The organism is Psychromonas sp. SP041 (genome assembly GCF_000470315.2).
In the GTDB taxonomy this organism is placed as follows: Bacteria; Pseudomonadota; Gammaproteobacteria; order Enterobacterales; family Psychromonadaceae; genus Psychromonas.
Map to the genome: position 1 here is coordinate 12379 of NZ_CBRF02000020.1, position 13819 is coordinate 26197.

The following is a 13819-nucleotide window of genomic DNA, read 5'->3' on the forward strand; positions in this document are numbered from 1 at the left end:
AAATCAGAAATTGCAATTTATACATCTCTTATTTAATGATTCCTTTCCAGTGCCCGTATATACGGGTAATAAAATCAGCTTCACTAGCAGAACAAGTAATATAAGAGCAAGCATCTGCTAACCATTTTTGTGTATCTTTTTTGTTCATGTTTTCTTTAATAGTATCTAAATAGCAAGCTTCGCCCTGTTTGTAATCAGCTTTTAATTCTATTTGTGTTAACAAAGCTCGAGCAAGAGAAGAGTTAGTCTTATTAATGAGGTCTACCAATAAAAGCTTCGCATCATTTTCTTTCTCATTATTGACTAAAAAGTCACAATATGGCAGTACACATTCAGGTTTATCGCTTCCCATTTTTAAACCTTTATTAAAAGCATCTTCAGCCTCGTCCATTCTATTTAAGCGAATTAAACACGTTGCTTTATGAGTGTAAAAAAGAGGCTGTTTGGAATTATTCTTAATTGCTTTATCGTAAAAATATAAAGACTTATGAAATTTAGAAAGCTTTTGATAACAGTCTCCAAGCAGCATATCAACATAAGGAAAATAAATACCTAATGTAACCGTTTTTTCGAAGTAATTAATGGCTAAATCAGATCTTGAAATTCGCATTAATAACTTTCCAACAGCCAGTAAAAGTTCACCATTTAGACTGTATGCGCCCTCAAAAAGTTCCAGAAATTTTTTGATATCTAACTGCGTTAATTGTGCTTGAGTTGCAGAATTCAACATAATAATTAATGCTTTTTGATCGTTGATCAAAGAGAGTGAATCTAACCAATTATTTTCTAAATTATTAATAGTATTTGGCGCAGTTAGCGTACTAGTTACTTGAACGTTGTTATCTAGTGCTTTTTGATAAGAGACCCATAACTGACTATCTAGAATAGGAGCTTCAAAATAAATAGGCTTCTCATTGTGAGATTTATAATCAGATAAACTTAATAGTTCAGACCAAACAGCATCAAGTTGATGCTTTAAAGAATAAGAAAGTGAATCCCTAATACCTACGCAGGCTTCATCTCGTAATAATTCGTTCTGAAAAGGAGAAGCCGTATTTTCATTTAAATTAAAACCAAATCGAGAGTTCAACGTTGATAATATTGGTGCCCCTTCAAATAAAGCACGTTGAGAGACCAATAAAACTTTACTTTTATACTTAGTTGCAAAGTCTAAAATACGCTTATTATAAGTTAACCACATTTGTGCCGCGAGTTGCGGCTGCAACCATAACTTTAACCCTTCATTCTCTGGCTTAGGTTGAGGTAAATGGTGCGCTAATTCTCTACTATGACGGTGCAACAGAGATTCAATACAACAACTCCAGTGCCTTATAATAAAAAGGTATCGACCGTTGTCTTGCAAAACCTCATCCCAATCATCTAAAAAAAGACAAGCACGAGGATCCTTACCTCCCCAATGTTCAGCATGATCAAATCGTTCTTGTGCGTAGCGTTTAAATGGTATGGGATCATGAAGTAGCTTACATTGATCATGAAACTGTAAATTAGTGCCTGAAAGCGTTAACTGTTGATCATGTAACTTAACCATATCCCAGTCTTCGAAATGCCCTTTTGCATTACTGATATGCCCAGGCACAAGATTATCACCTAGATTTAGTCCTGCATCATATAAATAATTAGCAGTAGCAGAGGTCGCACTGCGGTGAAAACCGGCACAAATAAGAGCAATTTTTTTAGATTGAGACATTAAAAACCTAATTTATGAGAAAGTGTTTTTCAATATTAATATAAAAAATCAAAATAATTTTTTATATTAAGGCATACACATACTTATTATGTTAATCACGTTAAAAACCTAATATCAAAAATACAAACATTGTATTATGAAGGAAATAGTCATGTTGTCATATCTCCGTTATTTTTATAAAGAAGTATTAAATTGTCACATAATATTTTTTACTATTTCAAATAAATTTAACCTATACAGAACCGCAGAGATAGACATTTAGTTCACTTTAAACCTTACTATATCAAAATAAAGTAGACACTTAGCTATAATTTTTATCATTCCATAATTCATAACTGTTTAAGGTTATATAAAGTTAACTTCATAACATCAATAGCCTATAATATGAATTTATTATTTAAAGTTGAAATAACATCAGAAAATACCTAAAGAAAAATAATCAGAACAACTTCAACATAAAAGAATCATCACATAAAAACCAGTTCAGTAGACACCAATGAATCTCACTATTAAAATCGTTATTTTTTTGAAGCAATATAAGACTAATGATAATAAATTACAGATCTATGTTACTAATTAGCCCTATTTCTTAGCTATAAGCTTCATAAATGAAACAATCATTCACATTAACTTATGCTTTACATAAAATTTAATACAATTGATATAATAAAAAATTTAAACGTAAATTATCTAGCCCAATTGTTCTATCTAATACATATCGGTATATCCAAGCATTCGGATCCGTGACAACAAATAAATGCATTGTTGAGCAACCACTCATAAAAATAAAGCGACAAACGACGTTATAGTGAGATAAATTTATTGCACGATGTACCGAAAAGCGGAAGTTAACATTCTATTGCAAAGAAAATTGGTTAGTCGAAGAGTATTTAAGTATTTACATAATAAACCGTGCTTATTATTACCAATACTAAATGAGTGAAAAGAATACAATTGATAAATTGTATTTATTGTATTTATTGTAAATATTGCACTTTATCAGTTTAAATAAAGTGCAATATTCTTAGCCAGTGATAAAAACTAACTCAGCTATAGTGTATTTAAATAAGCAACTACTTTATCTACATCAGAAGGCACATCAACAGCGAGAGAACCACTTTCAACTTCCACCATGTCAACTTGTATATCTGATTCTAAAAAGCGTAATATTTCAATATCTTCAATTTCTTCTAATGGCGTTTTTTCTGCATGAGAAGTAAAAAATGATAAATGCTCTCTGCTAAAAGCATAAACACAAACCTGTTTATATGCCTTTACATAACTACCACTTTTAGTAAGCGGTATTGATGAACGGCTCATGTATAGTAGCTTCTGCTCTTTGGTTGTCACCACTTTAGGAACCGTTAAAGAGCGAAACTCTTCTTCTGAATTAATTTCGCAATACGCATTGGTAATATTACCCGTTCTTTTATACGACTCTATTATTTTAATAATATTATTAGGGTCAATAACAGGTTCATCACCTTGTACATTAATCAAAAAATCACAATCTAAAGTAAGGTTGGCCTCAGCCAACCTATCAGTGCCTGTCAAACAATCAGAAGAAGTCATCACGACCTTTCCACCAAAACCTTCAACACAATGAGCAATTTTCTCACTATCGGTAGCAACGTAAACATCTTTAGGATCAACCGCCGCACAACATTTTTCCCAAACATGTTGGATCATTGTCTTGCCACAAATATCAACTAAAGGTTTCCCAGGAAACCGGCTAGATTGAAACCGAGCAGGAATAACAACTGCATACTTCATATTATTTTCCATTTAATTCTTCCCACGATTGAATTACAACAGTGTTAGCTTCTTTACAAAGCGCCGTCATTTTGTCTTTAACATTTGAAAATGGTACATAAGCAACAAAATCAATATTATTCAATTGCGCAGCTTCAAAGTCAGACACCGCATCACCGAACATAACTGCATTGTTAGTTGTATTAGTTGCCAGTACATCCCTCACTAAATCAGACTTTTTAGCAGGAGAGCCGTAGATACCCTTAAAGTAAGTATCTAACCCTCTTTCTTTGAAAACCTGCCGTAACTCACCTTGCTCAGAGCCGCTAGCAATATACTTTTTACCGTCTAACCCACTCACAAAATCAATAAAACCAGGCGTCAAATTTGCAGATAAATAAAGCGTTTTACATTGACCAGAATAAGCTTTCAAAATTGCTTCTCTAGTCGACAACTTAGCGTCTTCATTTAACTGTAATAACGCTTCAACAAAAAACTCAACATGATGAAAACGTGAGCGGCCAAAGTTATTACGAAAGTAATCAACACATTCATTGACTTTATTAGCATCCGTTACTATTGGTAAAAGCGCATTACGCATAGCATCAATTTTTAACTGGTTAGAGTCTAAAATCACACCATCACAATCAAAAATATACACATCATAATTAGCAAGGTGGTGCATAAACAGAGCCTTTAGTTAGCGGGTAAGTCGTTGGTGTTAAAGAAACAATGTCACAACTACGCTTGTCTTTATTATATAACTCTAGAATCTTAACCATCTCTTGCTGACGTAAATCATTGATATCGTAACCATCAAAACCGACTGTTTTAATCGATGTTGGTTGAGACTCTAATAACATACTTAACACATACCCAGCAGTAATATCTGAAGGGATAATACAATGCGTTGTATTTGAAGTAAGTACATTAGCTTGAATTTCTAGACCGTAATCTAGCTTTTGTACGTTGTCGATAAGGGAAAGCTCTTCAGCAGAAAAACGGTGTACAGGTAAAACGACAGGCTTGTTAAGCTCTTTGTAACCATTAGCATCAGATAAAAATTTAGCATTATGTGAGATAACATAATAATCAATCATGTCAGCAGGTATAACATTAGAAATGTTAATGGATATAACCACTGGTTTATATTGTGTTATGTACAATAGAACTGCATTTAAATACTTTTCAGTAGTAGGTGCATTAGTAATGATTAATACATTTTTATTATTAAAAATACCATTGACTGCGTCACTACCTGACGTGACTGTTTTACTACTATTAAACGATAAAGCAGTATCTAACACAGCTCCATTATACGACGTAGTACTTTCTAGTTTACTTAAATAATCAATCGCACCGACTACTTCATCTGTCCCATAATGGGTATTAGACAATAAATTTTGAATGTAAGTCGGGTGCACATCATTTTGAGCCCCAAGAAAGTACAGTAAGTTACTACCCCAACCGTATTTTCTTTGCATTGGTTCAAAGTGTCGAATCACTAATTCATAGATAGGCTTAGAAACATATTTAGTGTCTCCTTTATCTAATACTGCCAATAAACTCTCAGTTTGTGTATTACCCGCACCACGTCCCATACCAGTAATCGTCGCATCAAGCCAACTTACACCTGCATTTTTAGCCGACAAGCTATTATCCAACCCTTTTGCCATATTATTATGCGTATGAATACCTAATGGACCTTGCCATTGAGTGCGTAACACCTTAACAATACGTTCAACTTCATCATGGTCCATGTTCCCCAGTGAATCAGCAAAATACAGCACATCTAAACCTTCCCATTCAGTAGCTTGACGGGCTTTATCTGCAATCACTTCATCCGGTTTTCCACCCGCTTGCATTAAGTTATAACCAACAATATAACCCAATGATTTCAAATGCTTTATGATAGGCCCAGAATGTTCGACTTCAGGAAAGTGTGCTGCAACGCGCACCAAGCTTAGTTTACTCTCACTTGCAGGGACAAATAAGGCATCGATCGCATCTTCAACAGACAACTCAGACTCTAAAATTGTTTTAGCATCAACCATCACGCCATAAGTAGGCCCCTCAGGTAAATCCAGTGTATTAAGGTGCGCTTCTGTAGTATATGCATAAGCCCCTAAAAATCCTGCTTTAGGAAAATTACGTAAACCAAGCTCAACATAATCAATATTGGCAGCGCTAACTGCTTTTAAATAGGCTTCAACAACAGTAGGTTCGAAGTCCCAATTGTTGTAATAGCCACCATCGCGCAATGTGCAATCTAAAATTTTCATTATAAACCTTATTTTTAAATATGTGTTTCATCTAATATATCAAACTAATATATCATCAATTATGATGGAAAAATTGACAATTTAAACTCAAAAGTTTGGAATAAATTGCGTTCTATTGAATTCATAGCCTTGCCCTACAGAAATATTCATTTGTAATAATTCATATCTATAAGCAATAAACTAAAAAAAACACCTTCGATAAAAGAATTAAACCTTTCTGCTGAAAGCCTCTAAAGCTAAAGGAAATGTTATTTTCATAAAATTTTCTGTGCTGAGGCTATAAGACACATGAAATGTACTCGATGGGCTTTCACTATGAATATCATTAATGCAATTCTCAGGTATTAATACTGCTTTAGGGTGAACATGTGCAGAAATAGCTGTCGCTCTTGCAGCATTACTAATATGTGTAACGCCATTTTTACCTGCAAAACGAGAAACCCATATAGAAGCTGTACTATGACTTGTAATAAAAAAATCAACATCAAGAGCTATTTTAGCTTTAATTTCGGCATATTCACCAATTAAGTCAATGAAGACTACTTCCGTATTGACAAAATAGCTTATCAATTTATCAGCTAAGATCTTATCTCCTGAATATAATGAAATATTTTCACCAAGACCTTTAGCATTAGTCCAGCCATCTATTATTACTGTAACGCTGAGGCCTGCTAAAATTAATTCGCGAATAAGCTCCTTATAAGAATCAACTTGCTCTACCCACGTTCTTTTCCCTGAATCTATACCTAACCATAAAATATAAGATTGAGATTTAGATTCTTTAATTCTATTAATTTTTTTATTATTATAAATTTCAGTTATTAAATAGTTATTAAGTAACTCATCACATGCGATGAATTGTTCTAACTTTATTTTATTAGTGTGCTCTCCAAACTTAATATAAAAAGAGTTAGAATTTAATTGCTCTTCTATAGTAAATGGAGAATCTAACATAATATCTTTACTTATCTTATTTGAAACTCTTGACAAGTCTAGATAAGAACTTCCTTTTAAAGAATAAACAATGACATTGTTGAGATTTTTTTCTTTTTCAAGTAAAGGTAAAAAACTTGACACTTGAAAATAGTAATAATGATAAGGACTTTTATGAAAGCAATATATTCCCCAAGAATGTGTGGGGTTAGCGTAATATTTATTTAGTTTTTCTTTGTTTTCATTTAACTGAGATGTAAGGTGGTTAATTTTAACTTTATAGTTAAAGCTACCATTTAATAAAATAACAACCGAGGAATTTGGATAATAAAAAGCGTCGATGGAAAACTCATCTTGCAGTAAATAAAATGGCTCATCTCCTTTAAAATATAAAGCATTCGAATTATTAAAAGCTAAAGAGTGTTGGCATTTAGCAATTTTGTTATGTATTGGACATTTTAACTCTAAATAACCACGTGAAAGTTGTTTAATAAACATAGCAGTATTATCAGTATGTATTATTTCTTTTAAATTCCCTTTCAACACATTGATATTAATATCTGGGTAGAGTGAAACCAATTTTTGAAGCGAATCTGTGTTTAACCAATTAACAATAATGGGTTTCTTATTTCCTACAGTACTATTACCTAATAAGTTCTTGAATTTATTTGTATCAAGAATAGCTTTATATTCATCATGTTTTTTCTTTAATACAGGACCATTTGGTCTAATTTTTAATGCTAGTTTAATTAAATGGAAAGAATAATTAATATCCTTACTTTCCCAAAAAACAGCTAATTGATAACAAAAATAAAAGTCTTTTTCCGTTTTAAAGTCATCAAGAGTAATTTTTAGCGGATCTAATTGTTTTTCACGAGTGATAGTTAATAGATTAATACTTCTCCAAGCTAAGAATTCTTTATCATTTCGCCCAGAAAAAAGCATGCTAAACATATTTTTAGTGTTAAAAGGAATATCTACAGAACGAAACTTTTCACCGAAAAAATTTAAAAAATAAGGCTTTGGCAGTGCAGAGTTAGGCACATCGACTAAATATCTCTCAGCATTACCAGTCAATACAATGTCGGGGGTTAATACTTTAACGATATCTGTAAATATATAAGGGTTTCTAAAGTAAATAACTTCCTCGAAAATCTCACTAAAAATATCCAAAGAGTTTCTAAAAAAGCTATCACCAAACAACACAATTCGTTTTTTAATGATAGCATTACCATTGAAATTAAAATCAATATGACCTGAGTTACCAGCAAGATATTCTGCGAGACTAAACCTTTGAATAACACCTTTGGTATGCCCCTCAAAATATTCAAGGTGTTCCGACATATGCGGTTCTGAGCCATACATCTTCCCTAATCCTCCTTGCCGAGTCATTTGCTTGTATATAGGAACTAACTTCGAGATATCTTCACCTATAGCAACAAGGCCTTGTTTTATTATTTCATATAGACCTTGATCGTTGTGATGTGTATCATCAAAGTAGAAGTGACGAGTTATCGACTCTCCATATATGACAGAAGGCATGAGATGCTCTGATGTGACAATAGAGTTAATGTCTACACCAATATCTTTAAAAGATTCTTTATATACACAAGGTTTAGCAGGATAAATGATGTGTAAATATTTAAAACCGACCTCATTTGCTAAAGATAAGTTATGCTTAATATTACATTTAAAGTTATTTACACTTTCATCTGGGATTTTTTTATTCCCTAGAAAATAATCAAATTGCTGTTGTGCTACGCCTTTTTGACGAAGAAATAAACACCCATTTACTTTTAACACACCATCACGTACTTCAATATCTGGGTGGTCATCTATATCACTTTGAACAGCATTAACTCCATCTGTCATTACACTTTCCTTTATTACATAATCTTATAACCAAGATATTCTCATAAACTATATTTTTATAAAATTTAATTTATCACGACTGCTTTGATATATTTTTTGGTATTTTTCAAGCTCAACACAATGTTTACCGCGTATAAAGCTTTGCTTAGCAGAATCAAGAGCGGGTTTAGATTTTTTATTCGTTGCCTCTAAGCTTGTTAATTGTACATTTAGCTCTTTACCTGCTTTTTCACCAAATTCATCATTAATTAACCGTATTGCAGTTAAAGCATTTAAACTAAGAGATGGATTGACATTACGTTTATTAATAGAATTTACAATGAACACTTTAGGGGAGATATCTAATACTTTAGCAGCAGATAACAGTAAGCCAAACTCACCAACTAATTCATTCTCATATGAAAAACTGTACGAATCATCAACTACATCATTGATAATTAATATGTTTCTCCAGACTTGTAAGTCGGTAGTAGTTAAGAAGTCAATTAGTGATTTAACTTCACCATGATTACGCACTATTTGTGCCCAATGTGACGGGTAATATTTTTCTGGCTGTCTAAAATAAGAAAAAACAACTAAATGAATATTAAGTGATAAACAAACATCATTAATAATGTTCCAAATTTCTGGATTGACGATACCTAGTGTCTCATCTGATAAAAAAACTTTATTTTTCCCCAGTGAAAACAAACCTGTCAGCATTTCAATCAATTTATGTTTAACGTCATGCAGTTGCTTACTTGTTTTATAAATTAACAGCCTAGTTAATAACTGACCATTTATATCTACATTTGAAGATGGCTGATAAGTATTTTTATATACACCTGGATATAAAATGCCACACTCATTTAATTCCTTTGAGCTTTTATTAAAAACAGATTGCAAAAAACTACTCCCTGTTTTTGGTGTACCTGAATGTATAAATAATTTTTTAAGCATTTGATCTCTTTAATCGGTAGTTAACTAAGTTTAAAGCTTCAAAATCCTAATTATTCGATGAAGCTAAAGCTAATACATCTAATTCACTCTGATATAATTTATCAACGACCGATTCCATATGTTCAGATAAAACTGGCTTGTTCAGTTTATGTTTAGCTACCGCATTAGTTAACGTTTTCTCTACCTCATTAATGGCATCATTTTCAAACTCAGCATTTATTAGGCGTAAAGCTGTCAATGCATTTAAAGACAAAGAGGAATTTACTTCATCATTATTCAGCGATTCTAACTCTTCACAATTAATATTAATGGTATTAAAAAATGATTTTGAAATACCTTTATTTGTTTTAGCCTCTTGATCGTATGAATAAATAGAAACTTTATTATAAAATTTATAGAGGGTGATTAAGTTACTCCAATAAGGAATTTTTTCTTGTTCAACAAATTCGACTAAAGAGCGAGTTTCTTGGTGTTTTTTTACTAACTGTGCCCAATGAGAAGGTAGATATTTACTTGGTTTTCTATAATAGGCGACGAATGAAAGCTCAATATTTAACACTTTACAAACTTCAATTAAGCACTCAAATATAAATAAATTCCCCTGATTAGGTACATTATAAGCAATGAGTGTTTCATCTGAAATTAACACAGTATTTACATTAAAGTTGAATAATGAAATAAAATCATTTTTAATTAGATTACATATACTTTCTTTATCTAGTTTATTAAAAAAATATCTTAAAATATGACTAGCATTAATTGGAATATTAGCTTTTTTAACAAAACTATTACTTTCAACTCCAGGGTATAAAACCCCCGATGCTAAAAGTTTATCGTAATTTTTTATACAGACTTCTTGTAAAAAGCTAGTACCCGTTTTAGGTGTACCAATATGGATGATTAATTTTTTTTTCATATCTACCATTTTGTACCTTCTGTATATACAGTTTGTAGTTGATAACCACTTTGTGACACCACATGCGACACTAAACGTTCAGACGCATGCATATAAGAGCCATCGTAAGGCAATGGTTCTTTTTGCAGATAAGATTCCAGATCAAGTTCAAATAAGGGAGCTAACGCTTGCGGTTTAGCCCAGAACATAGTGCCTAATGGGAACAGTGTCGCGGTGGCTAAATGCTCAATGTTCATTGCATCACATAGAGTGTCAGAAAACGTTTTATTTTTGCCAAAGTCTACATTATGACAATCTTCAGCAAATACAAGCCCAATGTTGTCATCTTCAAAAGGTTTAAAAATATCATTAATAGTTTCTTTTGAACCAATTAGGTTAGTTAATAGGTACTCTCGCCACCTGTCGCCTGTACCTTGGTCTACATCATTCGATTTTTTACTGTGAAAATGACCAACAATATCATAGCCTTGCTTGTACACTTTATTTCTTAAAGAGATAAAGAATGGGGCAACATCACGACCAATATTTTCAACTTCAATCACTTCAACTTTATTTGCACCGATGTTTGAAAAAGCCGCTTGCACTTTATCTTCTATATCTGATTCACAAACAGTGACGAACAAATCAAAACCACTTGGTAAGCAAGAGAAGTATGTAGCAAAATGTTCCGCAAGGTCAAAATAGTAAAGGTGAAGGTGAACCGCTATTTTTTTGGTAGAAACACTTTGACAGTCACCATTTACTAATAAACAATTATGTGTAGCCACAGGGTTATTTGACTTAATTTGTTCATAAAGTGGCACTGTGTAAATACTTTCTGGTTTGTTATCTTCAAACCATTTCCCTACCGAAAACCCTGGCATTGGTGACGTAGAATGAATCCCTTTTAGAGATGTTTTTACGTAGTACTCAATAGCGGAGTTATCATCACCTTTATTATAAAAACTGAGATTAAACAGGCCTGATTCAGCAATCGCTTTTACTATTTCATTGCGTTTTTTTATTTCAGCTTTACTTTCTTCGATAATTGAAATTAGGCTTTTAACATATTTATTAAAATCTAGTTTATTTTTAACTAATCGACGATTAACATTTGGATTTTGCTTTTTAGCACCTAAAAATCCTATTGCTTTTTTTGCCATTTCGGTGGTATCTAAAAAAGGGACAACTGCACTATTTGATTTATTCTCTAAGAGAAATTCAGCACACCCTGTTGTACGGTCAAAACAGACAACGGGTAGATCCGCTTGTAACGCATCGATAACGACGTTAGGAAACGGGTCTAGTCGGGATGTTAATAAGTAAACATCTGCTAAATCGAGAATATCATCTAAGCTTTTTTGGTGGTTTAAAAAATAAAAGTCGCCCTCTAAGCCAAATTCTTGTAACTGACTTTGTAGCCAGACTGAACAACCAATATCATGCTCGGGATCATAACCACCACCAACCCAGATAAACTTACAGCTTTTCGAATAGTGTTTTTTAATTTTTGCTGCCGCATCAACAAATAAGTCAACCCCTTTACGGGTTTGAACATAGCCCGCTCCGACAATCACTTTATCTGTTTTGCTGATGTTAAATTTCGCTCTTAGCTGCTCTACAGATAAATTAACACCATTATTTTGTGGTAAAAAAGGCAATTTACCCTGCGGTAATACAACCATATTATTTGGTTTGTTTTTAATACCAAAGTAGTCTTTCATTTCTTTATAGGCAGATTCAGCGATAATTCTTGCAGGAACAATGACTTTATCTGAATTAATCACAGTATTCGTTATTTTGCCCCTTGGTCGTGTATATTCACTGAATTCATGGAGTAAACTTATGACTGGAATATTTAAGTCTGATGCACTTTCAAGTACTGAGTAGGTTTCGACAGAGTTACAGATAATTGAATCAAGTTTAAATTGTTCATGTAGCCATTCTAATAATATTTTTATGGTGGCTTCTTTGTTGCGTAAATGAGTCAATGTAAAAACGGAGTTATCTACAAAATCGTCTTGTAAAGTTGATTCATGCAAAACAATATGGATAACATTATATTCTTCACATATAGACAAGCCTAGGTTTAGGCCAACTAAAGGTGCACCTGTTGCTGATGATTCATGGCATGCAATAACGATAGTAGGCAATAGAGGATTATATTCTTTTTTCCCGCCAATATAATGCGTATTAATCAACCCTTGAAAGCTTCCTAAGCGCCCTTCTTGTTTCCCATTGGTGAAGTAATGCAAGAGCAAATCGACACCATGCAATGTGATATCAGGATACGTTTTATTATAAAACTCGGTCGACAAATCATCACCAACAATAAAGTCTTGTACGTCTTTATGTTGAATATAAAAATCAATCGGATCTTCTGAATCGAGTATATGATTATCTGAAGAAAATTGTGCCCAATCGATGTCCAACGAGCTCAACTGGCGATACAAAAGGCTCTTTTCTTGAGCGTCTTCATTTGAAGGTGCTAATTTACTTTCAACCATTTCTGTATGTTGTTCTGGCGTTTCAATATCAACGCTTTGCTCTACTGCTTCGATATCTGAGGTAAATGGTACCAATATCTCATTATCAGCATTTTGATCATGTATATCGATATAAAAATCTTTATCTGACGCCTCCATTTGAAAGTCTAATTCCGACGACTCTATTTGAGATGTTAACTCTTCCAAATGATCATTCTTTATAGGAGCTTCATGACCTTGGCGTCCTTCAGCTTTCCCCCAAAGGTAGTAATGAAGAATAGGATCTAGGTTGTTTTCAACAACACCAGGATAAGCTTTTTTATAATATGAGGTTGAAAATTGATCTTCTATAACAAACTCTGTTGAATATTTATTTTGAATATAGAAGTTAATCGGGTCTTCATTTTCAGGAATATTATTTTCACTTGCAAATAAACGCCAATCGATCGCGAGTAGTTTTAGTTGTTCACTTAACTCTATTTTTTCATCACTATTTTTTATGGCATTTTTTTTATTAGCAGTGACAACATCGGATAAAAAATTTCTTATTTTATCGCTCATTGGTGAAATAGCTTGTTGAGAAAATAATTTAATATCGGTAATTAAATAGCTTTCAAATGCGTCAATTGAATACTTTATGTTTTTATTCGTTAATTCTAAATTAAAAATATCCTCTTCATGATATTCAACTTTAATCGTAAAACCATAACAAGCAGGAAAAAGATAAGGGAGGAACTCTTTTTCTAAATCACCTCTTCTGAATGTTATTAAATCAAAATCACAGTCTTGGCCATTAATAGCTACCCCATAATCTTTTTGTGGTTCAATGACTAAAGAATCTATATTTTTATCACGAAACCAACCCGATATAACTATATATTCGCTTTCATGGTATACATAATCTATATGTAATGACGATTTTTCTTTTAATTCAGAATTTATTTTTATCATA

The 13819-nt window shown here is 32.6% G+C and carries 8 protein-coding genes; all 8 read right to left on the reverse strand.

The window, feature by feature from the left end:
* Window positions 1–28: 28 nt before the first annotated feature.
* The 8 genes from SP041_RS12175 to SP041_RS12210 all read right to left on the reverse strand — a co-directional run bounded on the left by SP041_RS12175 (window position 29) and on the right by SP041_RS12210 (window position 13818).
* Complete coding sequence (locus tag SP041_RS12175; protein ID WP_025564763.1) at window positions 29–1708, reverse strand: CDC27 family protein; 1680 nt, start codon at window positions 1706–1708, stop codon at window positions 29–31.
* Window positions 1709–2758: 1050 nt separating this feature from the next.
* On the reverse strand, window positions 2759–3493 hold the full coding sequence (locus SP041_RS12180; RefSeq protein ID WP_025564764.1) for a 3-deoxy-manno-octulosonate cytidylyltransferase: 735 nt from the start codon (window positions 3491–3493) through the stop codon (window positions 2759–2761).
* Window positions 3483–4145 carry an HAD hydrolase-like protein gene (locus SP041_RS12185; RefSeq protein ID WP_025564765.1) on the reverse strand — a complete coding sequence of 221 codons (663 nt, stop codon included), beginning with the start codon at window positions 4143–4145 and terminating at the stop codon, window positions 3483–3485. Before SP041_RS12185 ends, SP041_RS12180 begins: the two co-directional genes overlap by 11 nt.
* Complete coding sequence (locus tag SP041_RS12190; protein WP_081695394.1) at window positions 4129–5742, reverse strand: aldolase catalytic domain-containing protein; 1614 nt, start codon at window positions 5740–5742, stop codon at window positions 4129–4131. Before SP041_RS12190 ends, SP041_RS12185 begins: the two co-directional genes overlap by 17 nt.
* Window positions 5743–5949: 207 nt before the next feature.
* Complete coding sequence (locus SP041_RS12195; protein WP_025564767.1) at window positions 5950–8547, reverse strand: hypothetical protein; 2598 nt, start codon at window positions 8545–8547, stop codon at window positions 5950–5952.
* A 48-nt stretch (window positions 8548–8595) separates the two neighbouring features.
* Entirely contained in the window at window positions 8596–9486 is an 891-nt protein-coding gene (locus SP041_RS12200) for a hypothetical protein (protein WP_025564768.1), read from the reverse strand.
* A 46-nt stretch (window positions 9487–9532) separates the two neighbouring features.
* On the reverse strand, window positions 9533–10411 hold the full coding sequence (locus tag SP041_RS12205; RefSeq protein ID WP_025564769.1) for a hypothetical protein: 879 nt from the start codon (window positions 10409–10411) through the stop codon (window positions 9533–9535).
* Complete coding sequence (locus tag SP041_RS12210; RefSeq protein ID WP_025564770.1) at window positions 10405–13818, reverse strand: rhamnan synthesis F family protein; 3414 nt, start codon at window positions 13816–13818, stop codon at window positions 10405–10407. Before SP041_RS12210 ends, SP041_RS12205 begins: the two co-directional genes overlap by 7 nt.
* Window position 13819: the final 1 nt, after the last annotated feature.